At 69.2% G+C, this 26,910-nt stretch carries 25 protein-coding genes; 23 read left to right on the top strand and 2 right to left on the bottom strand.

The window, feature by feature from the left end; all coding sequences use genetic code 11:
- Nucleotides 1–9 precede the first annotated feature (9 nt).
- From nuoG to EPA64_RS11605, 18 genes are all read left to right on the top strand, one after another.
- Nucleotides 10–2,028 (top strand): NADH-quinone oxidoreductase subunit NuoG, encoded by a 2,019-nt coding sequence (gene nuoG / locus EPA64_RS11685; protein WP_134726532.1) that lies wholly within the window; start codon nt 10–12, stop codon nt 2,026–2,028.
- A gap of 4 nt (nt 2,029–2,032) precedes the next feature.
- Nucleotides 2,033–2,803 carry a hypothetical protein gene (locus tag EPA64_RS11680; protein WP_134726531.1) on the top strand — a complete coding sequence of 257 codons (771 nt, stop codon included), beginning with the start codon at nt 2,033–2,035 and terminating at the stop codon, nt 2,801–2,803.
- Between the two features lie 15 nt (nt 2,804–2,818).
- Nucleotides 2,819–3,883, top strand: a complete 1,065-nt coding sequence (nuoH, locus tag EPA64_RS11675) for an NADH-quinone oxidoreductase subunit NuoH (protein WP_134726530.1) — start codon at nt 2,819–2,821, stop codon at nt 3,881–3,883.
- Between the two features lie 3 nt (nt 3,884–3,886).
- A complete protein-coding gene (locus tag EPA64_RS16335) occupies nt 3,887–4,063 on the top strand; it encodes a hypothetical protein (protein WP_167626663.1) in 177 nt (58 codons plus the stop codon).
- 1 nt (nt 4,064) lies between these two features.
- A complete protein-coding gene (nuoI, locus tag EPA64_RS11670) occupies nt 4,065–4,556 on the top strand; it encodes an NADH-quinone oxidoreductase subunit NuoI (RefSeq protein WP_134726529.1) in 492 nt (163 codons plus the stop codon).
- The gene (locus EPA64_RS11665; RefSeq protein ID WP_134726528.1) at nt 4,553–4,957 is read left to right on the top strand and encodes a carboxymuconolactone decarboxylase family protein; all 405 of its coding nucleotides are present in this window, start codon (nt 4,553–4,555) and stop codon (nt 4,955–4,957) included. The genes nuoI and EPA64_RS11665 overlap by 4 nt, the downstream gene beginning before the upstream one ends.
- Nucleotides 4,954–5,553, top strand: a complete 600-nt coding sequence (locus EPA64_RS11660; RefSeq protein ID WP_134726527.1) for an NADH-quinone oxidoreductase subunit J — start codon at nt 4,954–4,956, stop codon at nt 5,551–5,553. Before EPA64_RS11665 ends, EPA64_RS11660 begins: the two co-directional genes overlap by 4 nt.
- Nucleotides 5,550–6,119, top strand: a complete 570-nt coding sequence (locus EPA64_RS11655; protein ID WP_134726526.1) for a hypothetical protein — start codon at nt 5,550–5,552, stop codon at nt 6,117–6,119. Before EPA64_RS11660 ends, EPA64_RS11655 begins: the two co-directional genes overlap by 4 nt.
- Nucleotides 6,120–6,184: 65 nt before the next feature.
- On the top strand, nt 6,185–6,490 hold the full coding sequence (gene nuoK / locus EPA64_RS11650) for an NADH-quinone oxidoreductase subunit NuoK (RefSeq protein WP_134726525.1): 306 nt from the start codon (nt 6,185–6,187) through the stop codon (nt 6,488–6,490).
- 6 nt (nt 6,491–6,496) lie between these two features.
- Nucleotides 6,497–8,749 (top strand): NADH-quinone oxidoreductase subunit L, encoded by a 2,253-nt coding sequence (gene nuoL, locus EPA64_RS11645; RefSeq protein ID WP_134726524.1) that lies wholly within the window; start codon nt 6,497–6,499, stop codon nt 8,747–8,749.
- 1 nt (nt 8,750) lies between these two features.
- Nucleotides 8,751–10,304 (top strand): NADH-quinone oxidoreductase subunit M, encoded by a 1,554-nt coding sequence (locus EPA64_RS11640; RefSeq protein ID WP_134726523.1) that lies wholly within the window; start codon nt 8,751–8,753, stop codon nt 10,302–10,304.
- Nucleotides 10,305–10,314: 10 nt separating this feature from the next.
- The gene (gene nuoN / locus EPA64_RS11635; RefSeq protein ID WP_134726522.1) at nt 10,315–11,823 is read left to right on the top strand and encodes an NADH-quinone oxidoreductase subunit NuoN; all 1,509 of its coding nucleotides are present in this window, start codon (nt 10,315–10,317) and stop codon (nt 11,821–11,823) included.
- 7 nt (nt 11,824–11,830) lie between these two features.
- Nucleotides 11,831–12,595 carry a biotin--[acetyl-CoA-carboxylase] ligase gene (locus EPA64_RS11630; protein ID WP_134726521.1) on the top strand — a complete coding sequence of 255 codons (765 nt, stop codon included), beginning with the start codon at nt 11,831–11,833 and terminating at the stop codon, nt 12,593–12,595.
- A 3-nt stretch (nt 12,596–12,598) separates the two neighbouring features.
- A complete protein-coding gene (locus EPA64_RS11625; protein ID WP_134726520.1) occupies nt 12,599–13,378 on the top strand; it encodes a type III pantothenate kinase in 780 nt (259 codons plus the stop codon).
- On the top strand, nt 13,371–15,044 hold the full coding sequence (locus EPA64_RS11620) for a ribonuclease J (protein ID WP_134726519.1): 1,674 nt from the start codon (nt 13,371–13,373) through the stop codon (nt 15,042–15,044). Before EPA64_RS11625 ends, EPA64_RS11620 begins: the two co-directional genes overlap by 8 nt.
- Nucleotides 15,045–15,086: 42 nt before the next feature.
- Nucleotides 15,087–15,782 (top strand): tRNA (guanine(46)-N(7))-methyltransferase TrmB, encoded by a 696-nt coding sequence (gene trmB, locus EPA64_RS11615; protein ID WP_134726518.1) that lies wholly within the window; start codon nt 15,087–15,089, stop codon nt 15,780–15,782.
- Nucleotides 15,783–15,878: 96 nt separating this feature from the next.
- Nucleotides 15,879–17,210: a 3-phosphoshikimate 1-carboxyvinyltransferase gene (gene aroA, locus EPA64_RS11610; protein ID WP_134726517.1), complete on the top strand. Its 1,332-nt coding sequence runs from the start codon at nt 15,879–15,881 to the stop codon at nt 17,208–17,210.
- Nucleotides 17,211–17,289: 79 nt separating this feature from the next.
- A complete protein-coding gene (locus EPA64_RS11605; protein WP_220443748.1) occupies nt 17,290–17,703 on the top strand; it encodes a VOC family protein in 414 nt (137 codons plus the stop codon).
- A 46-nt stretch (nt 17,704–17,749) separates the two neighbouring features.
- On the opposite strand, the gene EPA64_RS11600 is transcribed toward EPA64_RS11605, so the two are convergent.
- Nucleotides 17,750–19,648, bottom strand: a complete 1,899-nt coding sequence (locus EPA64_RS11600; RefSeq protein WP_134726515.1) for a propionyl-CoA synthetase — start codon at nt 19,646–19,648, stop codon at nt 17,750–17,752.
- A 211-nt stretch (nt 19,649–19,859) separates the two neighbouring features.
- Nucleotides 19,860–22,142 carry an NADP-dependent malic enzyme gene (locus EPA64_RS11595; protein WP_134726514.1) on the bottom strand — a complete coding sequence of 761 codons (2,283 nt, stop codon included), beginning with the start codon at nt 22,140–22,142 and terminating at the stop codon, nt 19,860–19,862.
- A gap of 147 nt (nt 22,143–22,289) precedes the next feature.
- Here EPA64_RS11595 and EPA64_RS11590 point away from each other — a divergent pair, with 147 nt between their 5' ends.
- Genes EPA64_RS11590 through upp form a run of 5 tightly spaced genes read left to right on the top strand, consistent with a single transcriptional unit; the run spans nt 22,290 to nt 26,854 of the window.
- Nucleotides 22,290–22,685 (top strand): cytidine deaminase, encoded by a 396-nt coding sequence (locus tag EPA64_RS11590; protein WP_134726513.1) that lies wholly within the window; start codon nt 22,290–22,292, stop codon nt 22,683–22,685.
- Entirely contained in the window at nt 22,682–23,995 is a 1,314-nt protein-coding gene (locus EPA64_RS11585) for a thymidine phosphorylase (RefSeq protein WP_134726512.1), read from the top strand. The genes EPA64_RS11590 and EPA64_RS11585 overlap by 4 nt, the downstream gene beginning before the upstream one ends.
- The gene (locus EPA64_RS11580) at nt 23,992–25,218 is read left to right on the top strand and encodes a phosphopentomutase (RefSeq protein WP_134726511.1); all 1,227 of its coding nucleotides are present in this window, start codon (nt 23,992–23,994) and stop codon (nt 25,216–25,218) included. Before EPA64_RS11585 ends, EPA64_RS11580 begins: the two co-directional genes overlap by 4 nt.
- Complete coding sequence (locus EPA64_RS11575; protein ID WP_134726510.1) at nt 25,215–26,198, top strand: adenosine deaminase; 984 nt, start codon at nt 25,215–25,217, stop codon at nt 26,196–26,198. Before EPA64_RS11580 ends, EPA64_RS11575 begins: the two co-directional genes overlap by 4 nt.
- Nucleotides 26,199–26,221: 23 nt before the next feature.
- The gene (upp, locus tag EPA64_RS11570) at nt 26,222–26,854 is read left to right on the top strand and encodes a uracil phosphoribosyltransferase (RefSeq protein WP_134726509.1); all 633 of its coding nucleotides are present in this window, start codon (nt 26,222–26,224) and stop codon (nt 26,852–26,854) included.
- Nucleotides 26,855–26,910: the final 56 nt, after the last annotated feature.

Raw genomic sequence — 26,910 nt, 5'->3', positions numbered from 1 at the left:
GGCACGCAGATGAGCAATCTTCGCACCATCAGGATCGACGACCGGCTGGTCGAGGTCGATCCCAACATGACGCTGATCCAGGCCTGCGAGCAGGCGGGGATCGAGGTGCCGCGATTCTGCTATCACGAACGGCTGTCCATCGCGGGCAACTGCCGGATGTGCCTGGTCGAGGTCGTGGGCGGCCCGCCCAAGCCCGCCGCATCCTGCGCGATGCAGGTGCGCGACCTGCGCCCCGGCCCCGACGGTGCCCCGTCCGAGATCCGCACCAACAGCCCGATGGTCCGCAAGGCCCGCGAGGGGGTGATGGAGTTCCTGCTGATCAACCACCCGCTGGACTGCCCGATCTGCGACCAGGGCGGCGAATGCGACCTGCAGGACCAGGCGATGGCCTATGGCGTCGATTTCAGCCGCTACCGCGAGCCCAAGCGCGCGTCCGAGGATCTGGATCTGGGGCCGCTGGTGGAAACCCACATGACCCGCTGCATCAGCTGCACCCGCTGCGTGCGGTTCACCAGCGAGGTCGCGGGGATCACCCAGATGGGCCAGACCGGCCGGGGCGAGGACAGCGAGATCACGTCCTATCTGGGCCTGACGCTGGATTCGAACCTGCAGGGCAACATCATCGACCTGTGCCCGGTCGGCGCGCTGGTCAGCAAGCCCTATGCCTTTACCGCGCGCCCGTGGGAGCTGACCAAGACCGAATCCATCGACGTGATGGACGCGCTAGGGTCGGCGATCCGCATCGACGTCAAGGGGCGCGAGGTGATGCGCATCCTGCCCCGCAACCATGACGGCGTGAACGAGGAGTGGATCAGCGACAAGACCCGCTTCGTCTGGGACGGGCTGCGCCGCCAGCGGCTGGACCAGCCCTATATCCGCCGGAACGGCCGCCTGCGCCCGGCGACCTGGCCCGAGGCGCTTGAGGCAGCCGCATCCGCGATGAAGGGGCGCAAGGTCGCGGGGCTGATCGGCGACCTGGCCCCGGCCGAGGCCGTGTTCGCGCTGAAGCAGCTGGTCGAGGGGATCGGCGGCACGGTTGAATGCCGCACCGACAACGCGCGGCTGCCGGCGGGGAACCGTTCGGGTTATGTCGGGACCGCCAGCATCGCCGACATCGACGACGCCCGGCGCATCCTGCTGATCGGCACCAACCCGCGGGTCGAGGCGCCGGTCCTGAACGCCCGCATCCGCAAGGCCTGGACGCATGGCGCGCAGGTCGCGCTGGTCGGCGAGGCCGCGGACCTGACCTATGACTATCACCATTTCGGCACCGACCGGGCCGCGCTGGCGGCGCTGTTGGGCGACGATCTGGCGAACACCGAGGGCACGCCCGGCATCGTCATCGTGGGGCAGGGCGCCCTGCGCGAGGCGGACGGCGCGGCCGTGCTGGCCGCGGCCATGCGCATCTGCGAGCTGGGCGACTGCAAGCTGCTGGTCCTGCACACCGCCGCCGCCCGCGTGGGCGCGATGGACGTGGGCGCCGTCACCGAAGGCGGCTTGGCCGCCGCCATCGAGGGCGCCGAGGTGATCTATAGCCTCGGCGCGGACGAGGTGGACATCGCCGCCGGCCCGACCGTCATCTATCAGGGCAGTCACGGCGACCGCGGCGCGCACCGCGCCGACATCATCCTGCCCGCAGCCTGCTATACCGAGGAGGGCGGGCTGTTCGTGAACACCGAGGGGCGCCCGCAGCTGGCCCTGCGCGCAAACTTTGCGCCGGGGCAGGCCAAGGAGAACTGGGCGATCCTGCGGGCGCTGTCGGCCGAACTGGGGCGCACCCAGCCGTGGGACGATCTGGCCGGGCTGCGCCGGGCGCTGATCGACGCGGTGCCGCATCTGGCGCAGATCGACGAGGTGCCGGGGAATGCGTGGCAACCGGTCCAGCCGGGCACCCTGGGCGCCGCAACCTTCCGCAACGCGGTGCGCGATTTCTACCTGACCAACCCCATCGCCCGGTCCTCGCCGCTGATGGGGCAGCTGTCGGCGATGGCGGGCGCGCGGGCCACGCCCGCGCTTGCGGCGGAGTAGGGCGATGGCCCGCGCGCTGACCCTGTGGATGGCCGCCGGCGCGCTGGCGCTGGCCGGATGCGTCAGGGACGAGGGCGGCCCCGCGCGCCCGCCGTCCAAGCCCGAGCAGGTGAGCGTCAAGGTGATGGACCGTTCCGCCGCCGGCACCCGGCTTAGCCGCGCGCGCGTGTCCACCAAGTCGGGCGACATCCTGATCCTGGAACCCGACGGGTCCGTGACCGAGGTGGCGCTGGACAGCGCCGCCGGCCGCGAGGCGTTTTCCGTCACCGAGGCCGAGCTGGCCGAGCTGTCGGTGAATCTGGGCCTGGATTTGTCGGCGGCCGACGTCGGCAACTTTGAACTGGTGTCCCCCGGCAAGCCGCGCCTGCCCACCGCGCAGCAAAAGGCGCTGGAGGCGTTCGCCGCCCGCACCCGTCCGGCGCTGCCCGATTTCCCCAAGGACTTCACCGCCGATCCGGCGCTGTTCGTGGGGGCACGCGTCGATGCGATCAAGGGCGACCGCAAGGGCGACCTGGTCGAGGTGACCGCCAACCTCAAGCCGGGGGTGGACGCCGATGTGGCCTTCGCCTATGCCACCTGCGCGCTGGCCGGCTGGGCCAAGGGCACGGGCCGGCACTATGCCCGCCACATCCGCACCCTGCAGGACAAGCGCAACGGAAAGCTGTTGGTGGGGTCGGTCTTTACCCTGTCCGACACGCAGCCGATGGGCCTGCGGGTGATGGAAACGAATGACACCTTGCGCGCGTGCAAGGCCCGCGGCATCCCCGCGGCGTAAGGAGGGACGACACGGATGGCTGAGTTTCTGGCTTCGCCCCTTGGCATCGCGGTGATCCTGCTGGCGCAGGGCCTGGGCATCATCGCCTTCGTGATGATCTCGCTGCTGTTTCTGGTCTATGGCGACCGCAAGATCTGGGCCGCGGTCCAGATGCGCCGCGGCCCGAACGTGGTCGGCCCCTGGGGGCTGCTGCAATCGGTGGCCGACGCGCTGAAATATGTCGTCAAGGAAATCGTCGTGCCCGCCGGGGCCGACAAGTTCGTCTTCTTCCTGGCGCCGTTCCTGTCGATGGTGCTGGCGCTGGTCGGCTGGGTGGTGATCCCGTTCGCGCCCGGCTGGGTGATGGCCAACATCAACGTGGGCATCCTGTTCATCTTCGCCGTCTCCTCGCTTGAGGTTTACGGCGTGATCATGGGCGGCTGGGCCTCGAACTCGAAATACCCGTTCCTTGCTTCGCTGCGGTCGGCGGCGCAGATGATCAGCTATGAGGTGTCGCTGGGGCTGATCATCATCGGCGTCATCATCTCGGCCGGGACGATGAACCTGTCGGGCATCGTCGAAAGCCAGCGCGGCGCGTTCGGCATGTTCAACTGGTACTGGCTGCCGCATCTGCCGATGCTGGTGCTGTTCTTCATCAGCGCGCTGGCCGAGACGAACCGCCCGCCCTTTGACCTGGCCGAGGCGGAGTCGGAACTGGTCGCGGGCCACATGGTCGAATATTCGTCCACGCCCTATCTGCTCTACATGGCTGGCGAATACATCGCGATCTTCCTGATGTGCGCGCTGATCTCGATCCTGTTCTTCGGCGGCTGGCTGTCGCCCATTCCGGGCCTGCCCGACGGGGCGCTGTGGATGGTGCTGAAGATGTGGGTCTGGTTCTTCATGTTCGCGATGGTTAAGGCGATCACGCCGCGCTATCGCTATGACCAGTTGATGCGCGTCGGCTGGAAGGTGTTCCTGCCGCTGTCGCTGGGCTGGGTGGTGCTGGTCGCGTTCCTTGCCCGCTTTGACGTGCTGGGCGGCGCGTGGGCGCGCTGGGACCACCTGACGCAGATCGGCGCAACCGTTGTCGGAGGATAAGCCATGACCACCAATCAGATCGCACAGACGCTGGCGACGGCCGAGGAAACCGAAAAGGCGCAGTTCGCGCATTTCATCGCCGAGGCGCTGGGACAGGCAGGGGTGACGCTGGACGATGCCGGTGTCCGGCTGATCGTCGCGGCCTTCGACCGCTATGCGGCCGAAAACGGGGCGGCCTGACATGGCGTTCGACCTGGTCCGGGCGACCAAGTATTTCCTGCTGTGGGATTTCATCAAGGGCTTCGGCCTGGGCATGAAATACTTTGTCGCGCCCAAGGCCACCATCAACTATCCGCACGAACGCTCGCCGCTGTCCCCCCGGTTCCGCGGCGAACACGCCCTGCGCCGCTATCCCAACGGCGAGGAACGCTGCATCGCCTGCAAGCTGTGCGAGGCGATCTGCCCCGCGCAGGCGATCACCATCGACGCCGAACCGCGCGAGGACGGGTCGCGGCGCACCACGCGCTATGACCTGGACATGACCAAGTGCATCTATTGCGGCTTTTGCCAGGAAGCCTGCCCGGTCGATGCCATCGTCGAGGGGCCGAACCTGGAGTTCGCCACCGAAACCCGCGAGGAGTTGCTGTATGACAAGCAGAAGCTGCTGGCGAACGGCGAACGCTGGGAAGCCGTGATCGCCCAGAACATCGCCCTGGACGCGCCCTACAGATGAGCGAGGGGTTCACCAAGCTGTTCGCGCAGATGCTCGCCTCGGGGCAGGAGATGGCGCGCGCCTTCAACCCGGCGCTGGAGAAATGGGATCCGCGCGCGTTCGAGAAGCTGATCCCCACCATGTCGTCGGACATGATGGAGATGTGGTTCGGCCGCACCTTCAACCGCGAGGGGCTGGACGCCAAGACGCGGCTGTTGCTGACCATCGGCGCGCTGACGGTGCAGGGCGCGATGGCCGAGCCGCAGCTGCGCCTGGCCGTCCGCCACGCCCGGCAGGCCGGCGCGACCCAGCGCGAGATCGCCGAGACGATCTGGCAGATGAGCATGTTCGGCGGCCTGCCCGCCATGCAGAAGGCGCTGGAACTGGCGCAGTCGGTCTTTGCCGAGGAGGACGACGCATGATGGTCTTTGCCTTTTACCTGTTCGCAATCTGCGTCTGCGTGGCCGGCTTCATGGTCGTGATCTCGCGCAACCCGGTCCATTCGGTGCTGTGGCTGATCCTGTGCTTCATCTCGGCGGCGGGGCTGTTCGTCCTGCAGGGGGCCGAGTTCGTGGCGATGCTGCTGGTCATCGTCTATGTCGGCGCGGTCGCGGTGTTGTTCCTGTTCGTCGTGATGATGCTGGACATCGACTTCGCCGCGCTCAAGGGCGAGCTGGCGCGCTATCTGCCGCTGGCGCTGGTCATGGGGCTGGTGGTGCTGGCGATGCTGGGCATCGCCTATGGCAACTGGGAAACCTCGGTCGCCGACAACGCCCGCGCCGCGCCCATCGTGGAAAACACGCTGAACACCCACGCGCTGGGTCTGGTGCTGTATGACCGTTATCTGCTGCCGTTCCAGCTGGCCGGGCTGATCCTGCTGGTCGCCATGATCGGCGCGATCCTTCTGACGCTGCGCCACCGCCGCGACATCAAGCGCCAGGACGTGCTGCAGCAGATGTGGCGCGACCCGGCCAAGGCGATGCGGATGACCAACCCGAAACCGGGGCAGGGGCTGTGAAAGCCCAAGGCCTGGTCGCGATGGGCATCGGCATCGGGGTGTCCGTGATGGCCGCCTCGGGTGCCCTTGCGTGCAGTCCGATCGAGCCGACCCGCGCCGAGGTTCACCGCGGCGAGCAATGCGCGCTGACCCATATCCAGCCGCAGAACCCGCAATTCGTGCGCGCGCTCGAGGCCAGGGACTTGGGCGGCGGCATCGTCCGGCAGGTGATCCACAACGGCATCTGCGGATCGGGCGAGCGCATCGTGACCTATTTCGACTGCGCGACCCGCACCGGCGCGTGGCTGGGGGGCCCGGTCAACGGGCATGATGCGCCGCCCGCGCCCCTGATCGGCGGCGCCCCGGTGGTGTCAATCGAGGGTTACGGCATCGACGATGCCTTTATGGAAATCGAGGAAAGGCGCCTGCAGGGCGGCCCCCGGCCCGAGGCCGTTCTGGCCCGCGCGCAGGCGCTGCCGTGGGTGGCCCAGTCCGGCCCGATCCAGTCGCCCCGCATGGTCATGGATGGCAAGCGCTTTGACCTGAATTGCGGCTGCAAGCTGTTCTATCCGGGCGGCGTGAACTAGAGACCGGCGCGAGAGAGTCGCGCGACAGAAGACCCGGACCACGAACCGGAGAGGGACGAAGGCAGATGATCGGACTGACACATTACCTGGTCGTGGGGGCGATCCTGTTCGTCACCGGCGTGTTCGGCATCTTCGTCAACCGCAAGAACGTCATCGTCATCCTGATGTCGATCGAACTGATCCTGCTGTCGGTCAACATCAACTTTGTCGCCTTCTCGGCGCATCTGGGCGATCTGGTGGGGCAGATCTTCACGATGTTCGTGCTGACGGTCGCGGCCGCCGAGGCGGCGATCGGGCTGGCGATCCTTGTGGTGTTCTTCCGCAACCGCGGCACCATCGCCGTCGAAGACGTCAACGTGATGAAGGGCTGACCCGGCATGGAAAAGTTCATCCTGTTCGCGCCGCTGGCCGCGTCCATCATCGCGGGCTTCGGCTGGCGCGTGTTCGGCGAAAAGGCCGCGATGATCCTGACCACGGGCGTGCTGTTCATCGCCTGCGCGCTGTCGTGGATCGTGTTCCTGAACTTTGACGGCGTGCCGCGGCACATCCCGGTGATGGACTGGATCGTGTCGGGCGATTTCGCCGTGGACTGGTCGATCCGGCTGGACCGGCTGACCGCGATCATGCTGATCGTGGTGACGACGGTGTCCGCGGTCGTCCACCTGTATTCGATGGGCTACATGGCCCATGACGACAACTGGTCCGAGGACGAGAACTACAAGGCGCGGTTCTTCGCCTATCTGTCGTTCTTCACCTTCACCATGCTGGCGCTGGTGACGGCCGACAACCTGCTGCAGATGTTCTTCGGCTGGGAGGGGGTGGGCCTCGCGTCCTATCTGCTGATCGGCTTCTATTACAAGAAACCCAGCGCGCTGGACGCCCAGATGAAGGCCTTCATCGTCAACCGGGTGGGCGATTTCGCGTTTCTGCTGGGGATCTTCGGGATCTGGTGGCTGACCGGCTCGCTGCGGTTCGACGAGATCTTCGCCCAGGTGCCGCAGATCGCGCAGACGCAGGTGCCGTTCCTGTGGACCGAATGGAACGCCGCCAACCTGCTGGGGGTGCTGCTGTTCATCGGCGCGATGGGCAAGTCGGCGCAGCTTGGCCTGCACACCTGGCTGCCCGACGCGATGGAAGGCCCGACCCCGGTGTCGGCGCTGATCCACGCCGCGACCATGGTGACGGCGGGCGTGTTCCTGGTCTGCCGGATGTCGCCGCTGTATGAGTTCGCCCCCGACGCCAAGCAGTTCATCGTCATCGTCGGCGCCTCGACCGCGTTCTTTGCCGCGACCGTCGGGCTGGTGCAGAACGACATCAAGCGCGTCATCGCCTATTCGACCTGTTCGCAGCTGGGATACATGTTCGTGGCGGCGGGCGTCGGGGTCTATTCGGTCGCCATGTTCCACCTGTTCACGCACGCCTTCTTCAAGGCGATGCTGTTCCTTGGCGCCGGTTCGGTGATCCATGCGATGCACCACGAACAGGATTTGCGGAATTACGGCGGGCTGCGGAAAAAGATTCCGTATACCTTCTGGGCGATGCTGATCGGCACGCTGGCGATCACCGGCGTCGGCATCCCGCTGACCACCATCGGATTCGCCGGCTTCCTGTCCAAGGACGCGGTCATTGAAAGCGCCTATGCGTCGGGGTCGGGCTATGCCTTCTGGCTGCTGGTCATCGCGGCCTGCTTCACCAGCTTTTATTCCTGGCGGCTGATGTTCCTGACCTTCTGGGGCGCGCCGCGCCCGCAGCAGGTCTGGGACGCCAGGATCAAGGCCGAGGAAGAGGTGCAGCCGGTCCACGGCCACGGCCACGACGATCATGCGCACGGCCACGGCCATCACGGCCACCACGACCCGATGCACGCCCACGAACACGCGCATGAAAGCCCGCCGGTCATGCTGGTCCCGCTGGGCGTGCTGGCGCTGGGGGCGGTGTTTGCCGGGATGATCTGGTATGCGCCCTTCTTCGGCGACCACGACCGGGTGACCCAGTTCTTCCACATGCCGCATGTCGCGGCCGCGGCGGAAGACGGCGGGGCGGAACCGGCCGACCACGCCGCCGCCCCTGCGGAAACCGCAAGCGACGCGCCGGTTCGTGCCGACGCGGCGGAACCCGCCGCCACCGCCCCCGACGGGGCCGGGGCGGACGCGCCCGCCACGACGCCGGTCGCGGCCCCGGTGGGCGGCGCGATCTATATGCATCCCGACAACCACGTCATGGACGAGGCGCACCACGCGCCGGTCTGGGTCAAGGTGTCGCCGTTCATCGCGATGCTGACCGGGCTGGGGCTGGCGTGGGTGATGTATATCCGCGCGCCCTCGGCCCCGGCGCGGCTGGCCGCGATCCAGGCGCCGCTGTATCGCTTCCTGCTGAACAAGTGGTATTTCGACGAGCTGTACGACTGGGTCTTTGTGCGTCCCGCCCGCTGGCTGGGCCGCGCCCTGTGGCGCGGCGGCGACGGGCGGACCATCGACGGGGCCATCAACGGGCTGGCGATGGGGCTGATCCCGCGGCTGACGCGCTTTGCCGGGCGGGTGCAGTCCGGGTATCTGTTCCACTATGCCTTCGGGATGGTGCTGGGCCTTGTCGGCATACTGATCTGGGTGATGATGCGGGGCACGCTGTAAGATGACGACCTATCCGCTGCTCTCTGTCATCACCTTCCTTCCGATCGTGGCGGCGCTGGTCCTGGCGCTGTTCCTGCGCGGCGAGGATGAGGCCGCCGCCCGCAACGCCAAGTGGCTGGCGCTGGTCGCCACAACCGCGACCTTCGCGATTTCCTGCGTGGTGCTGGCCGGGTTCGACCCGCAGAACACCGCCTTCCAGTTCGTCGAGGACCGGCCCTGGATCATGGGCCTGCGCTACAAGCTGGGGGTGGACGGGATCTCGATCCTGTTCGTGATGCTGACCACCTTCCTTATGCCGCTGGTGATCCTGTCCACCTGGGGCGTGACGACGCGGGTCAAGGACTACATGATCGCGTTCCTGGTGCTGGAGGGGCTGATGATCGGCGTCTTCGTGGCGCTGGACCTGATGCTGTTCTATCTGTTCTTCGAGGCCGGGCTGATCCCGATGTTCCTGATGATCGGGATCTGGGGCGGCCGCGACCGCATCTATGCGGCGTTCAAGTTCTTCCTTTATACCTTCCTCGGCTCGGTCCTGATGCTGGTGGCGATGATCGCCATGTATCGCATGGCGGGCACCACCGACATCGCGGCGCTGCTGGGCTTTGACTTCCCGTCGGACCCGATGCGGGTGCTGGGCATCAACGTCGTCGCGGGCGCGCAGATGCTGCTGTTCCTGGCGTTCCTGGCGTCGTTCGCCGTCAAGCTGCCGATGTGGCCGGTCCATACCTGGCTGCCCGACGCGCACGTGCAGGCGCCCACGGCGGCCTCGGTCCTGCTGGCGGCGGTGCTGCTGAAGATGGGGGGCTATGGCTTCCTGCGCTTCAGCCTGCCGATGTTCCCCGAGGCGTCTGCCGTCGCGCAGCCGTTCATCTTCTGGCTGTCGGCCATCGCCATCGTCTATACCAGCCTTGTTGCGCTGGCGCAGTCCGACATGAAAAAGCTGATCGCCTATTCGTCGGTCGCCCACATGGGCTATGTCACGCTGGGCGTCTTTGCGGCGAACCAGCCCGGCGTGGACGGCGCGATCTTCCAGATGCTGTCGCACGGCTTCATCTCGGGCGCGCTGTTCCTGCTGGTCGGCGTCATCTATGACCGGATGCACACGCGGGAAATCGACGCCTATGGCGGGCTGGTCAACCGCATGCCGATCTATGCGCTGGTGTTCATGTTCTTCACGATGGCGAACGTCGGCCTGCCGGGCACGTCCGGGTTCGTGGGCGAGTTCCTGACCCTGCTGGGCACGTTCCGCGTCAACACCTGGGTCGCGCTGGTCGCCACGTCGGGGGTCATCCTGTCGGCCGCCTATGCGCTGTGGCTGTATCGCCGGGTGACGCTCGGCGACCTGGTCAGGACGGGCCTTGCGGGCATTTCCGACATGACGCCGCGCGAACGCTGGATCTTCGTGCCGCTGATCGCCATGACGCTGCTGCTGGGCGTCTATCCGCGCGCCGTCACCGACATCACCGGCCCGGCCGTCGCCGCGCTGCTGAACGATTATCACGCCAGCCTGCCCGCCGCGCCTGCCGACGCCGCGCAGCCTGCGGCCAGCCACTGAGGGGGCGCGCATGACTTCGCTCGATCTGACGACCATCCTGCCCGAGGCGGCGCTGGCGCTTTACGCCATGCTGGCGCTGGTGCTGGGCGCGTTCCTGGGCAAGGACCAGGTGGCGCGCACCGTCCTGTGGCTCAGCGTGGCGGCGATGCTGGTCGCGGCCTTCGCCATAGGCTGGATGGCCCGGCCCGACCACAGCGCCTTTTTCGGCATGTTCATCGACGACGCCTTCGCGCGGTTCTGCAAGGTGGTGATCCTGGTGTCGGCCGCCGCCGTCCTCGCGATGAGCGCCGATTACCTCGACCGCACCCGCCTGCTGCGGTATGAGCTGCCGATCCTGGTCGTGCTGGCGGTCGTCGGCATGATGGTGATGGTGTCGACGGGCGACCTGCTGACCCTCTACATGGGGCTGGAGCTGCAGTCGCTGGCGCTTTACGTCGTCGCCGCCATGCGCCGCGACAGCGTCCGGTCGTCCGAGGCGGGGCTGAAGTATTTCGTCCTCGGCTCGCTCAGCTCCGGGATGCTGCTTTACGGCGCGTCGCTGGTCTATGGCTTTGCGGGCACCACAAACCTCGCCGGGGTGATGGCCGTGGTGGGGCAGGGCGCGCTGCCGGTCGGGCTGCTGTTCGGGCTGGTGTTCCTGCTGGTCGGGCTGGCGTTCAAGATCTCGGCGGTGCCGTTCCACATGTGGACGCCCGACGTCTACGAAGGCTCGCCCACGCCGGTGACGGCGTTCTTCGCGACCGCGCCCAAGGTCGCGGCGATGGCGCTGATCGCGCGGCTGATGTGGGGCGCGTTCGGCCATGTGCCGGGCGACTGGGGCCAGATCATTGCCGCGCTGGCGCTGATGTCGATGTTCCTGGGGTCCGTCGCGGGCATCGGGCAGCGCGACATCAAGCGGCTGATGGCCTATTCCTCGATCGCCCACATGGGGTTCGCGCTGGTCGGGCTGGCCGCCGGCACCACCCTTGGGGTGCAGTCGATGCTGATCTACATGGCGATCTATGCGGTGATGAACGTCGGCACCTTTGCCTTCATCCTGTCGCTGGAACGCGACGGCCGCCCGGTGACGGCGCTGGACGACCTGCACCTGCTGGCCCGGTCCGAGCCCTTGAAGGCGCTGGCGATGCTGGTCCTGCTGTTCAGCCTGGCGGGCGTGCCGCCGATGCTGGGGTTCTTCGCCAAGTTCGGTGTGCTGACGGCGGCGGTTCAGGCCAACATGGTCTGGCTGGCCGCACTGGGCGTCGTCGCATCGGTCATCGGCGCCTATTACTATCTGCGGATGGTCTATTTCATGTATTTCGGCGCCGAGCGCGACGGGGTGGTCAGCCTGCGCATGGGCGCCGTGCAGACGCTGGCGCTGGTGATCCCGGCCGCGATCATGGTGCTGGGCGCGATCTCGATGCTGGGCGCCGACCGGGCGGCGGGCCGCGCGGCGCAGGCGCTGGTCGGTCCGGCCTCGGCGGCGACGCTGGCGGTGCCCGCCGACCCCGTGGTCGTGCCCGTCACCCCCGCGGACTGAGGCGCGGTTGGCCGATCCCTGGCCCGACGGTGTCGCGCGCCACGTGTTGGCGCGCACCGACAGCACGAACGCCGAGGCGCTGCGCATGGCCGCGACCGTCACCGGCCCGGCCTGGATCATGGCGCGCGCCCAGACCGCCGGGCGCGGCCGCCGGGGCCGCGCATGGCAGATGCCGCCCGGCAATTTCGCAGCCACCCTGCTGACACGCCCGGCGGGCGGCCCGGCGCAGGCCGCACTGCTCAGCTTTGTGGCGGCGCTGGCGCTGCACGATGCGCTGGGGCTGGCCAGCGGCCCGGCGGCGCGGCTGGCGATCAAATGGCCCAACGACGTGCTGCTGAACGGCGGCAAGGTCGCGGGCATCCTGCTGGAAAGCACCGGATCGGCGGCCGGGCTGGAGGCGGTTGCCGTGGGCATCGGCGTCAACCTTGCCGCCGCACCCGACGCCGCCCTGCTGGAACCCGGGGCGGTGCCCCCCGTGTCGGTCCTGGGCGAAACCGGCCACGCCGTCACGCCCGAGGATTTCCTTGACCTGCTGGCCCCGGCCTTCGCCCGCTGGCAGGCGCAGCTGGCGACGCTGGGCTTTGCGCCGCTGCGCGCGGCATGGACGGCGCGCGCGGCCCGGCTGGGGCAGACCATCACCGCCCGCATGGGCACGGCCAGCCAGACGGGACGGTTCGACGGCATCGACGACAGCGGCGCGCTGATCCTGGCCACCGCCGCCGGGCGGCAGGTCATCCCCGCCGCGGACATCCACTTTCCCACCGGGGGCTGACCCATGCTGCTGTGCATCGACACCGGCAACACCAACACCGTCTTCTCGATCTGGGACGGGACGCAGTTCATCGCCACCTGGCGCATCTCGACCGATCACCGGCGGACGGCGGACGAATACTTCGTCTGGCTGCGTTCGCTGATGGCGCTGCACCGGTTGGAGGTGACGATCGGCGGCTGCATCATCAGCTCGACCGTGCCGCGGGTGGTGTTCAACCTGCGGGTGCTGTGCAACCGCTACTTCGACACGCGCCCGCTGGTGGTGGGCAAGCCCGACTGCCTGCTGCCCGCCGCGCCCCGCGTGGACGAGGGCGCGGTCGTCGGCCCCGACCGGATCGTGAACACCTGGGCCGCGTTCGACCGCTTTGGTCCCGACCTGACGGTGGTGGATTTCGGCACGGCCACGACCTTCGACGTGGTGGACACCGACGGGGCCTATGTGGGCGGGGTCATCGCGCCGGGCGTGAACCTGTCGCTCGAGGCGCTGCACATGGGCGCGGCCAGCCTGCCGCATGTCGATATCACACGGCCCGCACAGGTGATAGGGACGAATACGGTTGCATGTATCCAGTCGGGTGTGTTCTGGGGCTATGTCGGTCTGGTGCGCGAGATCTGCGCGCGGATCGCCGCCGAACGCGGCCGCGCCATGACCATCGTGGCAACCGGCGGGCTGGCGGCGCTGTTCGACCAGATCCCGGATCTGTTCCACAGCTGGGACGACGACTTGACGATGCACGGGCTGCGGCTCATCCACGACTACAACAGGGAGATGGGCAATGTCTGAACGCCTGATCTATCTGCCGCTGGGCGGCGCGAGCGAAATCGGCATGAACGCCTATGTCTATGGCTATGGGCGGCCGGGCAAGGAACGGCTGATCCTGGTCGACCTGGGGGTGACCTTCGGCGACATGGACAGCGCGCCGGGCATCGACCTGATCATGCCCGACATCCGCTGGCTGGAAGACAACCGCGACCGGTTGGACGCGATCTTCATCACCCACGGGCACGAGGATCACGTGGGCGGGCTGGGCCACCTGTGGGGCCGGCTGAAGGCGCCGATCTATTGCCGCCGCTTCACCGGCGCGCTGGCGCGCATGAAGCTGGAGGAATACGGCCAGCCGACCGACCGGCTGCGCATCGTGGACCCCCGCCCCGAGGTGGTCGAGGCAGGGCCGTTCCGCGTCCAGTTCGTGCCGGTCAGCCATTCGATCCCCGAAAGCGCCGCGCTGATCATCGACAGCCCCGCGGGGCGGGTGGTCCATTCCGGCGACTTCAAGCTGGACGGGACGCCCGTGGTGGGCGAGGCGTTCGACCCGATCATGTGGCACGGCATCGCGGGCGAGACCCCGATCAAGGCGCTGGCCTGCGACTCGACGAACGTGTTCAGCACCCATCCCGGCCGGTCCGAGGCGCTGCTGGCCAATCCGCTGCTGGATTTCGTCATGGCGCAAAAGCAGATGGTCGTCGCCACGACATTCGCCAGCAACATCGCCCGGCTGAAGACGCTGGCCGAGGCTGGCGTCGCCGCCGGCCGTCAGGTCTGCCTGCTGGGCCGCGCGATGCGCAAGATGGTCACCGCCGCGATCGAGACGGGCATTCTGACCAGCTTTCCCAAGGTGATCGGCCCCGAGCAGGCGGCCGAGCTGCCGCGCAACAAGGTCATGCTGATCGTCACCGGCAGCCAGGGCGAACGCCGCGCCGCGTCGATGCAGCTGTCGATGGGCCGCTATCTGGGGCTGCAGCTGAAAGAGGGCGACAGCTTCCTGTTTTCCAGCCGCACGATCCCCGGCAACGAAAGCCCGGTGATCCGCATCATGAACAACCTCAGCCGGTTGGGCGTGGACGTCTTTGACGCCGACGACGGCACCTATCACGTCTCGGGCCACGCAAACCGGCCCGACCTTGCGGCGGTCCACGACCTGCTGAAACCGCAGATGCTGATCCCCATGCACGGCGAGCACATGCACCTGCGCGAGCACATGATGCTGGGCCAGTCCAAGGGCATGGCCTCGGCCGTGGTGACGAACGGCATGATGATGGACCTGACCGGCGACGCGCCGCGGCAGGTGGACGTGGTGCCCACGGGCCGCCTGTATCTGGACGGCAACATCCTGATCGGGGCGATGGACGGCGTCGTGCGCGACCGCATCCGCATGGCCCTGAACGGGCATGCCGTCGTGTCCGTCATCATCGACGAGGATGACAACCCGCTGCCCGACGCCTGGGTGGAAACGATGGGCCTGCCGCAGCAGGGCCGCGCCGGGGTGCCGCTGGCCCGCCACGTCGAAAGCGAGTTGGCCGAGTTCCTGGACCGCGCGGACGCCAAGGTCGTGATGGACGACAAGAAGCTGGACGACGCGATCCGCAAGATCACCCGCCAAGTCATGATGGAAGAAATCGGCAAGAAGCCCGAGGTCACGGTCATCGTCAGCCGGCTGGCCGCCGACTGACGCGGGCTTGACCCCGCGCCGCCCCCGTTGCATCCGCCCCGCATGAGCGATTTCGACCCCGATCCCCCGCGGCGCAATTTCTATGGCCGCCGCCACGGCAAGACCCTGCGCCAAAGCCAGAAGGGCTATCTGGCCGAGGATCTGGGCGATCTGCGCCCGCGCGGCATCACCGTGCAGGACAACCCCGACCGGGCGCCCATCGACCCGGCGCGGTTCTTTGGCGACGACCGGCCGCTGTGGCTGGAAATCGGCTTTGGCGGCGGCGAGCACATGGTCCACATGGCCGCCCGTTACCCCGCCGCAGGCGTGATCGGCTGCGAGCCGTTCATCAACGGCGTCGCCATGCTGCTGGGCAAGATCCGCGCGGCGGGCGTTAGCAACGTCAGCGTGCATCCGGGCGACGCGCGCGACCTGATGGACGTGCTGCCCGACGCCTGCATCGACCGCGCCTTCCTGAACTATCCCGATCCCTGGCCCAAGGCGCGCCATCACCGCCGCCGCTTTGTGACGCCCGAGCATCTGGTGCCGCTGGCCCGCGTCCTGCGGCCGGGGGCCGAGTTCCGGGTGGCGACCGACATCCCCGACTATATGCGCCAGACGCTGGAGGAGGTGCCGCGCGCGGGCTTTGCGCTGGTCGCCGAGGGACCGCAGCCGTGGGACGACTGGCTGTCCACGCGATACGAGCAGAAGGCCCTGCGCGAGGGGCGGGTGCCGCATTACGCGACCTTCCGCCGCTGACGCGGCGGGCCTCCGGCGGGGATATTTTCGCAAGGAAGATGGGCATGGCCGCGCCGGGGCGCGCGGGCTATCACGTCCGCGAAGAAGGAGACGCCCATGTCGCACAGCGCCGAACCCCGCCCCATGACCGCCCGCCGTTCCGGCCCGCTGCGCGGCGAGGCGCGCGTGCCCGGCGACAAGTCGGTCAGCCACCGCGCGCTGATCCTGGGGGCGCTGGCGGTGGGCGAGACGCGCATCACCGGCCTGCTGGAAGGGCAGGACGTGCTGGACACCGCCGCCGCCATGCGGGCGTTCGGCGCTGACGTGCAGCGCGTGGGCGAGGGCGAGTGGGTCGTTCACGGTGTCGGCGTCGGCGGCTTTGCCGAGCCTGCCGGGGTGATCGACTGCGGCAACTCGGGCACCGGCGTGCGGCTGATCATGGGGGCGATGGCGACGACGCCGATCACCGCGACCTTCACCGGCGACGCCAGCCTCTGCCGCCGCCCGATGGGGCGCATCACCGACCCGCTGGCGCAGTTCGGCTGCACCGTGACGGCGCGCGAGGGCGGGCTGCTGCCGCTGACCATCACCGGCGCGGCGGACCCGGTGCCGGTGCGTTACCGCACGCCCGTCGCCAGCGCGCAGATCAAGTCGGCGGTGCTGCTGGCCGGGCTGAACGCGCCGGGGCAGACGGTGGTGATCGAGGCCGAGCCGACCCGCGACCATACCGAGCGGATGCTGGCCGGTTTCGGCGCCGAGATCCGCACCGAGGTCACGGACGAGGGGCGCGTCATCACCCTGACCGGCCGCCCCGAGCTGCGCCCGCAGGCGGTCGCCGTCCCGCGCGACCCGTCCAGCGCGGCGTTCCCGGTCGCGGCGGCGCTGATCGTGCCGGGGTCCGAGATCACCGTCCCCGGCGTCAGCCGCAACCCGACGCGCGACGGGCTGTATGTGACGCTGGCCGAAATGGGCGCCGACCTGACTTGGCAGAACGACCGTGAGGAAGGCGGCGAGCCGGTCGCCGACCTGACCGTGCGCCACGGCCGCTTGCGCGGCGTGACCGTGCCCGCCGACCGCGCTGCCAGCATGATCGACGAGTTCCCGATCCTGTCGGTCATTGCCGCCGTCGCAGAGGGGGCCACCGTAATGAACGGCGTGGCCGAGCTGCGCGTCAAGGAAAGCGACCGCATCGACGCGATGGCCGTGGGGCTGCGCGCGAACGGGGTGGCGGTGGACGAGACCCGCGACAGCATGACGGTGCACGGCATGGCGCGGGTGCCGGGCGGGGCCACTGCGGCGACCCACCTGGACCACCGCATCGCCATGTCGTTCCTGGTGCTGGGTCTGGTGGCCGACGCGCCGGTGACGGTCGACGACGCAGGCCCGATCGCGACCAGCTTTCCCGATTTCCTGCCGCTGATGCGGGCGCTTGGCGCGGATATCCGCTGAAGGCGTTTCGAATCGGCAGACGCGGGGCGCGCCGATCGCCATGATCGCCGCGCACCCGCAACCGACACGGAGGACCGTGATGGACGCTCCTTGCCTGTTTCCAACGCTGCGCTATGCCGATCCCGAGGCCGCGATCCGCTGGCTGACCGGAGCCCTCGGCTTTCGTGAACATGCCGTGCACCGCGACGGCGGCGCCGTCCTGCATGCGGAACTGGCGCTCGGCGCCTCGATCCTGATGCTGGGGCAGGCCCGCGACGACGACTATGGACGGCAGGTGGGCGACCTGGGCGGACGGCGGACCGACGCGCTGTATCTGGCGGTCGCCGACCCCGACGCGCTGTTCCGCCGGGTCAGCGAGTCGGGCGCCGAGATCGTGCAGCCGCTTCGCGACACCAGCTATGGCAGCCGCGAGTTCGCCTGCCGCGACCCCGAGGGCAATCTGTGGAGCGTCGGCAGCTACTGGCCGCGCGCCGACGCCGACGCCGACGCCTGAAGGCTTGCCCGCCGCGTGGTGAAAGCTGCCGCACGGCGGGCGGCGGTCATGCCTGCGCCGCGGGGTATCCCGCGCCCTTCAGCACCGCGCCGATTTCGTCCAGCACCGCCGGGTCGTCGATGGTGGCGGGGGTCTTGAAGTCCTGCCCGTCGGCGATCTTGGCCATCGTTGCGCGCAGGATCTTGCCCGACCGGGTCTTGGGCAGGCGGTCCACCACCACGGCGGTCTTGAAGGCGGCGACGGGGCCGATGCGGTCGCGGACCATGCGCACGACCTCTTTCTGCACCTCGTCGGGGGACTGGCTCACGCCGCGTTTCAGGCACAGGAAGCCCAGCGGCATCTGCCCTTTCAGGCTGTCCGCCACGCCGATCACCGCGCATTCGGCGACGGCGGGATGGGCGGCCAGCACCTCCTCCATCGCGCCGGTGGACAGGCGGTGGCCCGCGACGTTGATGACGTCATCGGTGCGCGCCATGATGTAGAGGTATCCGTCCGCGTCGATATAGCCCGCGTCGCCGGTTTCGTAATAGCCGGGGAAGGTGGTCAGATAGGCTTGGCGGAACCGGTCGTCGGCGTTCCACAGGCTGGGCAGCGTGCCGGGCGGCAGCGGCAGCCTGACCGCGATGGCGCCCAGCGTGCCGGCGGGCAGGGGGCTGCCGCCCTCGTCCAGCACCTGCACGTCATAGCCGGGCATCACCACCGAGGGGCTGCCGCGCTTGACGGGCAGCGGCTCGATCCCGAAGGGGTTGGCGACGATGGGCCAGCCGGTTTCGGTCTGCCACCAGTGGTCGATGACCGGGACGCGCAGCTTTTCCTCGGCCCATTGCACGGTGTCGGGGTCGGCGCGTTCGCCCGCCAGGAACAGCGCCTGCAGGCTGCGCAGGTTGTAATCCTTGATCAGCTCGCCTTCCGGGTCTTCGCGGCGGACGGCGCGGATCGCGGTGGGGGCGCTGAAGAACGACTTGACCTTGTGGTTCTGGATCACCCGCCAGAAGGTGCCGGCGTCGGGGGTCCCGACGGGCTTTCCCTCGAACACGATGGTCGTCGCGCCGGCGATCAGCGGGCCATAGCAGATATAGCTGTGGCCGACGACCCAGCCCACGTCCGACGCCGCCCAGAACACGTCGCCCGCGTCGATGCCATAGATGTTCTTCATCGACCAGCTCAGCGCCACCAGATGCCCGGCGGTGTGGCGCACGACGCCCTTTGGCTGGCCGGTGGTGCCCGAGGTATACAGGATGTAATGCGGATGGTTGCCCTCGACCGGGACGCATTCGGCCGGTTCGACGCCATACTGGAACGCGTGCCAGGCGACGTCGCGGCCCTCGACCAGCCTGGCGACCTCTTGCTCGCGCTGGAAGATCACGCAGAAATCGGGCTTGTGGGTCGCCTGCTCGATGGCCCGGTCCAGAAGCGGCTTGTAGTGGACGACCCGCCCCGGCTCCAGCCCGCAGGAGGCCGCAATGATCGCGCGGGGCTGGCAGTCGTCGATGCGGACGGCCAGTTCATGCGCGGCAAAGCCGCCGAAGACGACGGAATGGATTGCGCCCAGCCGCGAACAGGCCAGCATCGCCTCCAGCGCCTCGGGGACCATCGGCATGTAGATGATGACGCGGTCGCCCTTGCCGACGCCCTTGGCGCGCAGCGCGCCCGCCAGCGACGCAACCCGCGTCTGCAGTTCGCGATAGGTGATGCCCTTGGTCGAATGGGTGATCGGGCTGTCGTGGATGATGGCCAGCTGGTCGCCCCGCCCGGATTCGACGTGGCGGTCCACGGCGTTCCAGCAGGCGTTCACGCGGGCGTCGGCGAACCACTTGTAAAGCGGCGCGTCGTCGTCGAACAGCGCCCGGCTGGGCGGGCGGTCCCAGTCGATGGCCTTCGCGGCGTCCATCCAGAAAGCCTCGGGGTCGCGTTTCCAGCGGGCATAGGTTTCGGCGTATGTCATGATCGGTCCCCTCCCCGAGACATCTGTCTGATAGGCGAGGCGCGGGCGGCCGGGCAACATTGTTAACGGTATCGGCGCGGCCGGTCTTTGCAGAAATCCCGCCCGCAGCGTCATGGATGTTGCAAACTCTGCCGCCTGCAACCGGCCTGAGCTATCGCTGCGTCAACTTTGCAAAGCCGCGGTCCCGCAGGGCAGGCGGCCCGATTCGCCGTCAGCCGTAATGCGCGACCGGGGTGCCGGCCAGCGCGCTGATGTTCAGCAGTCCCCGCGCCGTGATCGAGGGCGTCACGATATGGGCGCGGTTGCCCATGCCCATCAGGATCGGCCCCACCTCAAGCCCGCCGGCGCGGGTCTTGAGGATGTTGCGCACCGCCGACGCGGCATCGGTGCCCGCAAAGACCAGCACGTTCGCAGGCTCGGTCCCCAGCCGCGAATGCGGCAGCAGCCGCGCCCGCACCGCGGGGTCCAGCGCGGCATCGACGTGCATCTCGCCGTCATAGGTGAAATCCACCTCGCGCCGGGCCAGCAGGTCCATCGCCTCGCGCATCTTGCGGCCCGACGGCGTGTCCTGGTTGCCGAACTGCGAATGGCTGCACAGCGCGATGCGCGGCGTCAGGCCAAAGCGGCGGACGTGGCGGGCGCAGCCGATGACGGTGTCGGCCACCTGTTCGGGGGTGGGGTCGTGGTGGACCTGGGTGTCGGCGATGAACAGGGGGCCTTCCTCCTGGATCATCATCGAGAGCGCGCCGACCGGGTGCAGCCCGCCGCGCGCCAGGATCTCGCGCACATGGTTCAGGTGCCAGGTGTATTGCCCGAAGGCGCCGCAGATCAGGCTGTCGGCCTCGTCCCGGTGGACCATGATCGCGCCGATGACCGTGGTGTTCGTGCGCATGATCGCGCGGGCGACGTCGGGCGTCACCCCGCGCCGCGCCATCAACGCGTGATAGGTTTCCCAGTAATCGCGATAGCGGGGGTCGTTTTCGGGGTTCACGATCTCGAAGTCGACGGCCGGGCGGATCGGCAGGCCCGCGCGTTCGGCGCGCAGCGCGATCACCTCGGGGCGGCCGATCAGGATCGGGACGTCGTTGGTTTCCTCAAGCATGACGTTCGCCGCGCGCAGGATGCGCTCGTCCTCGCCCTCGGCGAATACGATGCGGCGGTTGGCGCTGGCCGACGCCTCGAACACCGGGCGCATGATCAGGGCCGACCGGAAGACCGATCCGTCCAGGTGCCGTTTATAGGCGGCGATGTCGGGCAGGGGGCGTGTCGCCACCCCCGACGCCATCGCGGCGCGCGCGACCGCGCTGGCCACGACGCCGATCAGCCGCGGGTCGAAGGGTTTGGGGATCAGATAGTCGGGGCCGAAGGTCAGCGTCTCGCCGCGATAGGCGGCGGCGGCCTCGGCGCTGGTGGTGGCGCGGGCCAAGGCCGCGATCCCCTCGATGCAGGCCAGCTGCATGGCGTCGTTGATCTCGGTCGCGCCCACGTCCAGCGCGCCGCGGAAGATGAAGGGAAAGCACAGGACGTTGTTGACCTGGTTGGGGTAATCGCTGCGGCCGGTGGCGATGATCGCGTCGGGGGCGGCGCGGCGCACGTCCTCGGGCAGGATCTCGGGCGAGGGGTTGGCCAGCGCGAACACGATGGGCCGCGCGGCCATGCGGGCGACCATGTCGGGCGACAGCACGCCGGGGCCGGACAGGCCCAGGAACAGGTCGGCGCCGTCGATCACCTGATCCAGCGTGCGCAGGTCGGTGTCCTGCGCAAAGGCCGATTTCTGCGGGGTCATGTCCTCGGCCCGGCCCTGGTGGACAAGGCCGTGGATGTCGCACAGCCAGACGTTCTCGCGCCGCACGCCCAGTTTCAGCAGCATGTTCAGGCAGGCGATGCCCGCCGCGCCCCCGCCGGTGGACACGACCTTGATCTGGTCGAACGCCCGCCCGGTGACGCGCAGCGCGTTGGTCGCGGCCGCGCCGACGACGATGGCGGTGCCGTGCTGGTCGTCGTGAAAGACCGGGATGTTCATCGACTCGCGGCACAGCTTTTCGACGATGAAGCAGTCGGGGGCCTTGATGTCCTCAAGGTTGATCGCGCCAAAGCTGGGTTCCAGCGACCGCACGATCGCGGCCAGCCTGACCGGGTCGGTCTCGTCGATTTCCAGGTCGAAACAGTCGATGTTGGCGAACTTCTTGAACAGGACGGCCTTGCCCTCCATCACCGGCTTTGCGGCACAGGGGCCGATGTTGCCCAGCCCCAGCACGGCCGTGCCGTTAGACACCACCGCGACCAGGTTGCCGCGCGCCGTATAGCGGCTGGCGGCGGCCGGATCGGCCTTGATTTCCAGGCAGGCCTCGGCCACGCCGGGCGAATAGGCGAGGCTGAGGTCGCGGCCGTTGGCCAGCGGCTTGGTCGCCCGCACCTCAAGCTTTCCGGGGCGCGGCAGCTCGTGATAATCCAGCGCCGCCTGGCGCACCGTGTCCTGCCGCCGCTCGTCCATGCCCGATCCTCCTTGCCTGCCGCCCGGGATACGGCGGCGGACGTGGGGTCACAAGACCGCTCGCCGGGCTTTCCGTCTGGCGAAACCTGCCCGCTTGCGCCACGCCCGCCCCGGCACGATGATGCCGCCGAACGGAAAGGAACCGCCATGTCCCTGATCGACGCCGCCCGCGACGTGCGCGAGTCCGCCTATGCGCCCTATTCCGGCTTCAAGGTGGGGGCGGCGGTGCGCGGCGCGTCCGGCGCGGTCTATCGCGGCTGCAACGTGGAAAACGTGGCCTATCCCCAGGGCACCTGCGCCGAGGCGGGCGCCATCGCCGCGATGGTCGCGGCGGGCGAGACCGAGATCGTCGAGGTCTGCGTCATCGCCGACAGCCCGCGCCCGGTGCCCCCCTGCGGCGGCTGCCGGCAAAAGCTGGCCGAGTTCGCCCGCGGCGACACCCCGGTCCTGCTGGCGACGCTGGGCGGCGACACGCTGGCGACAACGGTGGCCGAGCTGCTGCCCGGCCGGTTCGAGGTCGCGCACATGCAGGGCGGGGCATGATCCTGCCCGACCCCGACCCCGGAGCCGCCCCGGACCCGCGGCCCGTGATCCAGGCCGTCAAGGCCGGGCAGGGGCTGGACGACGCGGGCGCGGCGCTGATCGCGCGCGGGCTGGCCTGCGGATCGGTCAGCGATGCCCAGGCCGCGGGGTTCGCGATGGCGGTCCTGCTGCGCGGCATCGGCGCGCAGGGTCGCGCCGCGCTGACCCGCGCGATGCGCGATTCCGGCCGGGTGCTGGCATGGGATCTGCCGGGGCCGGTGGTGGACAAGCATTCGACCGGCGGCATCGGCGACACGACATCGCTGATCGTGGCGCCGCTGGTGGCGGCGTGCGGCGGGTTCGTGCCGATGATCTCGGGCCGGGGGCTGGGCCATACCGGCGGCACGCTGGACAAGCTTGAGGCGATCCCGGGCCTGCGGACCGATCTGGAAGAGGCGGCGTTCCGCGCCGTGACCGCGCAGGCGGGCTGCGCGATCGTCGCGGCGGGCCCGTCGCTCGCCCCCGCGGACCGGCGGCTTTACGCGATCCGGGACGAGGCGGGCGCGGTCGAGTCCATCGACCTGATCACGGCCTCGATCCTGTCGAAAAAGCTGGCGGCGGGGCTGGACGGGCTGGTGCTGGACGTCAAGGCGGGCAGCGGCGCGTTTCTGGCCGGAACCGCGGCCGCCCGCGACCTGGCCCGCGCGCTGGTCGAAACGGCGACGGCGGCGGGCTGCCCGACGGTTGCGCTGGTCACCGACATGGACCAGCCGCTGGCCCGCAGCGCCGGCAACGCGGTCGAGGTGGCCGAGGCGCTGGCCGTCCTGCGCGGCGCGCCGGGCGCCCTGCGCGAGTTGTCGCTGGCGCTGGCGGCGGAATGTCTGCGCGTCGTCGGGCTTGGCGGCGCGGAGGCGCTGGCGCAGGCCACGGCGCGGCTGGACGACGGCTCGGCCGCCGAACGCTGGGGGCGGATGATCGCGGCGCAGGGCGGACCGCATGATCTGATCGACCGGCCCGCCCGCCTGCCGCGCGCGCCCGTGATCCGACCGGTTCCCGCGCCCGACGGGGCCGTGGCCGCCATCGACGTGGCCGCGCTGGGCCGGGCCGTCGTGGCGCTGGGCGGCGGCCGCCGCCGCGCGGGTGATGCCGTGGACCCTCGCGTCGGCCTGACCGGCCTGCGCCGCCTGGCCGAAGCGACCGGCGGCGTGCTGGCGCATGTCCACGCCGGGTCCGAGGATGCCGCCGGCGCCGCCATCCGGGCGGTGCAGGCGGCCTATCGGCTGGGCTGCGCCGCGCCCGGACCGCTGGTGCGCGAACGGATCGTCGCATGAGCGGCCGCGCCTTCCTGATCGTCATGGATTCGGTCGGCATCGGCGGCGCGCCCGATGCCGGCCGGTTCTTCTGCGGCACGCTGCCGGACACCGGCGCCAACACCGTGGCCCATATCGCCGCCGCCCGCCCGCTGCGGATGCCGCATCTGGACGCGCTGGGCCTGGGCGCGGCCGTCCGGCTGGCCAGCGGCGCCGATGCGCCGGGCCTTGGCGCGGCCCCGCGCGGGTTGTGGGGCGCCGCGACCGAGGCGTCGCCCGGCAAGGACACGCCCTCGGGCCACTGGGAGCTTGCGGGCGTTCCCGTCCCCTGGGACTGGCACGTCTTTCCCGACACCCGCCCCGCCTTTCCCCCCGAACTGACCGCCGAGATCTGCCGTCTGGCGGGCACCGACGGCATCCTTGGCAACTGCCATGCGCCGGGCACCGCGATCATCGAGGCGCTGGGGGCTGAACACCTGCGGACCGGCTGGCCCATCTGCTATACCTCGGCCGACAGCGTCCTGCAGATCGCCGCGCATGAACAGCGGTTCGGGCTGGACCGGCTGCTGGCGCTGTGCGCGGCGCTGGCGCCCACCGTCCACGCGATGCGCGTGGGCCGCGTGATCGCGCGCCCCTTCGACGGCACCGAAGGGCAGTTCGTCCGCACGCCCAACCGCCGCGACATCGCCATCGCGCCGCCGGGCGACACGATCCTGGACCTGGCCGCGGCGGCGGGGCGCACCACCCACGCCATCGGCAAGATCGGCGACATCTTCAGCCATCGCGGCATCGCGCATCTGCACAAGGGCCGGTCGGACGCGGATCTGGCCGACCACCTTGTCCGGCTGGCCGATCAGGCCGCGCCGGGCAGCCTGACGATGGCCAATTTCGTCGAGTTCGACAGCCTTTACGGCCACCGCCGGGATGTCGCGGGCTATGCCGCCGCGCTGGAATGGTTCGACGGCGCGGCCGGACGGTTCATGGCGCGCCTGCGTCCCGGAGATCTGGCGATCTTCACCGCGGACCACGGCAACGATCCCGGCTGGGCGGGGACGGACCACACGCGGGAACGGGTGCCGGTGCTGGGCTGGGGCCTCGGCCCGCTGCCCGTCGGCCTTGTCGATTTCCCGGATGTGGGCGCCAGCATCTGCGCGCATCTGGGGCTGCGCGGTCCCGCGCACGGGAAAAGTTTCCTGCCTGTCCTGCCCCCCGATGATTCGACCGTGGCCCCCGTGATCGCATGAAATCCTTTCCAAAGATTGAACTGCACCTGCATCTGGAGGGCGCGGCGCCGCCCGCGTTCATCCGCGGCCTTGCGGCGGAAAAGCGGATCGACCTGTCCGCGATCATGGCCGACGACGGCGGCTATCGCTGGCGCGGCTTCGCGGATTTCCTGCGCGTCTATGAGGCCGCGGCATCGGTCATCCGGGGCCCGCGCGACTATGCGCGCCTGCTGGAAACCGTGCTGGAGGGCTGCGCCGAACAGGGGGCGATCTATGTCGAATTGTTCGTATCGCCCCAGTTCTGCGGCGGCGGCGACCTGCCGGCATGGCGCGACCATGTCGCCGCGATGACGGAAACCGCCGCCGCGATGGCCGCGCAGGGCATCGACAGCCGGGCGATCGTGACGCCCCTGCGGCATCTCGGCCCCGACCGCGCCCGTCGCGGCGCGATCTGCGCGGCCGAGACGGGGGGCGGCTGGGTCGCTGGTCTGGGCCTTGCCGGGGACGAGAAGATCGGCCGCCCGCAGGATTTCGCCTGGTCCTTCGACTGCGCGCGCGAGGCGGGGCTGGGCCTGACCTGCCACGCCGGCGAATGGGCCGGGCCGCAGTCGGTGCGCGATGCCTTGGCGCTGGGCGTCACCCGCATCGGCCACGGCGTCCGCGCGATCGAGGATGCGGCGCTGGTCCGCGAGTTGGCGGAACGCGCCATCACGCTTGAGGTCTGCCCGGGATCGAACATCGCGCTGGGGCTTTACCCCGACACCGCCCGCCACCCTGTCGCACGGCTGGCCGACGCGGGCGTCCGCGTCACCGTCTCGACCGACGATCCGCCGTTCTTCGCCACCACGCTGTCGCGGGAATACGACCGCCTTGCCGATGCCTTCGGCTGGGACGCGCCCGATTTCACCCGCATGAACCTGTGGGCGGCCGAGGCGGCGTTCTGCGACGCGGCGACGCGCGCGCGGCTGACAGGTTTGCTCAGCCCCGCCGATGGTGCATGACTCACCGCCAGAAAGAGGCCCCCATGACCCCACATCTGACCGTCGTCGAACATCCGCTGGTCCAGCACAAGCTGACCCTGATGCGCGACAAGACCACCTCGACCAACAGTTTCCGCCGCCTGCTGCGCGAGATCAGCCTGCTGCTGGCCTATGAGATCACGCGCGAGCTGGAACTGACCACCATGCGCATCGAAACCCCGCTGCAGCCGATGCAGGCCCCCACGCTGGAAGGAAAGAAGCTGGCGCTCATCTCGATCCTGCGGGCCGGGAACGGGCTGATGGACGGGATACTGGAACTGATCCCGGCGGCGCGCGTGGGGTTCATCGGGCTTTACCGCGACCCCGACACGCTGCAGCCGGTGCAGTATTACTGCAAGGTTCCGGGCGAGCTGGAGGACCGCATGGTCATCGCCGTCGATCCGATGCTGGCGACGGGCAACAGTTCGGTCGCGGCGATCGACATGCTCAAGGCCAAGGGGGCCAGGAACCTGCGTTTCCTGTGCCTTCTGGCCTCGCCCGAGGGGGTCGAGCGGATGCGACAGGCCCATCCCGACGTGCCCATCGTGACCGCCGCGCTGGACGAGCGGCTGGACGAGCACGGCTATATCGTGCCCGGTCTGGGGGACGCGGGCGACCGGATGTTCGGGACGAAATAGCCGCGCGTTAACCCGGATTTCAGGGGTGCCGGCCTAGACCAAGCCATGTGGACCGA

Source organism: Paracoccus luteus, assembly GCF_004522155.1.
GTDB lineage: Bacteria > Pseudomonadota > Alphaproteobacteria > Rhodobacterales > Rhodobacteraceae > Paracoccus > Paracoccus luteus.
Note: the sequence above shows the minus strand (reverse complement) of the source record. Positions and strands in the feature narration are given on the sequence as shown.

Excerpts from the sequence above, each read along its gene's own strand:
- EPA64_RS11605 (WP_220443748.1), top strand. The coding sequence starts at position 17,290 with ATGGACGCTCCTTGCCTGTTTCCAACGCTGCGCTATGCCGATCCCGAG.
- nuoH (WP_134726530.1), top strand. The coding sequence starts at position 2,819 with ATGGCTGAGTTTCTGGCTTCGCCCCTTGGCATCGCGGTGATCCTGCTG.
- EPA64_RS11590 (WP_134726513.1), top strand. The coding sequence starts at position 22,290 with ATGTCCCTGATCGACGCCGCCCGCGACGTGCGCGAGTCCGCCTATGCG.
- EPA64_RS11665 (WP_134726528.1), top strand. The coding sequence starts at position 4,553 with ATGAGCGAGGGGTTCACCAAGCTGTTCGCGCAGATGCTCGCCTCGGGG.
- EPA64_RS11575 (WP_134726510.1), top strand. The coding sequence starts at position 25,215 with ATGAAATCCTTTCCAAAGATTGAACTGCACCTGCATCTGGAGGGCGCG.
- EPA64_RS11580 (WP_134726511.1), top strand. The coding sequence starts at position 23,992 with ATGAGCGGCCGCGCCTTCCTGATCGTCATGGATTCGGTCGGCATCGGC.
- upp (WP_134726509.1), top strand. The coding sequence starts at position 26,222 with ATGACCCCACATCTGACCGTCGTCGAACATCCGCTGGTCCAGCACAAG.
- EPA64_RS11585 (WP_134726512.1), top strand. The coding sequence starts at position 22,682 with ATGATCCTGCCCGACCCCGACCCCGGAGCCGCCCCGGACCCGCGGCCC.
- nuoK (WP_134726525.1), top strand. The coding sequence starts at position 6,185 with ATGATCGGACTGACACATTACCTGGTCGTGGGGGCGATCCTGTTCGTC.
- EPA64_RS16335 (WP_167626663.1), top strand. The coding sequence starts at position 3,887 with ATGACCACCAATCAGATCGCACAGACGCTGGCGACGGCCGAGGAAACC.
- EPA64_RS11620 (WP_134726519.1), top strand. The coding sequence starts at position 13,371 with ATGTCTGAACGCCTGATCTATCTGCCGCTGGGCGGCGCGAGCGAAATC.
- nuoN (WP_134726522.1), top strand. The coding sequence starts at position 10,315 with ATGACTTCGCTCGATCTGACGACCATCCTGCCCGAGGCGGCGCTGGCG.
- EPA64_RS11660 (WP_134726527.1), top strand. The coding sequence starts at position 4,954 with ATGATGGTCTTTGCCTTTTACCTGTTCGCAATCTGCGTCTGCGTGGCC.
- nuoG (WP_134726532.1), top strand. The coding sequence starts at position 10 with ATGAGCAATCTTCGCACCATCAGGATCGACGACCGGCTGGTCGAGGTC.
- EPA64_RS11680 (WP_134726531.1), top strand. The coding sequence starts at position 2,033 with ATGGCCCGCGCGCTGACCCTGTGGATGGCCGCCGGCGCGCTGGCGCTG.
- trmB (WP_134726518.1), top strand. The coding sequence starts at position 15,087 with ATGAGCGATTTCGACCCCGATCCCCCGCGGCGCAATTTCTATGGCCGC.
- EPA64_RS11640 (WP_134726523.1), top strand. The coding sequence starts at position 8,751 with ATGACGACCTATCCGCTGCTCTCTGTCATCACCTTCCTTCCGATCGTG.
- aroA (WP_134726517.1), top strand. The coding sequence starts at position 15,879 with ATGTCGCACAGCGCCGAACCCCGCCCCATGACCGCCCGCCGTTCCGGC.
- EPA64_RS11595 (WP_134726514.1), bottom strand. The coding sequence starts at position 22,142 with ATGGACGAGCGGCGGCAGGACACGGTGCGCCAGGCGGCGCTGGATTAT.
- nuoL (WP_134726524.1), top strand. The coding sequence starts at position 6,497 with ATGGAAAAGTTCATCCTGTTCGCGCCGCTGGCCGCGTCCATCATCGCG.
- EPA64_RS11600 (WP_134726515.1), bottom strand. The coding sequence starts at position 19,648 with ATGACATACGCCGAAACCTATGCCCGCTGGAAACGCGACCCCGAGGCT.
- nuoI (WP_134726529.1), top strand. The coding sequence starts at position 4,065 with ATGGCGTTCGACCTGGTCCGGGCGACCAAGTATTTCCTGCTGTGGGAT.
- EPA64_RS11625 (WP_134726520.1), top strand. The coding sequence starts at position 12,599 with ATGCTGCTGTGCATCGACACCGGCAACACCAACACCGTCTTCTCGATC.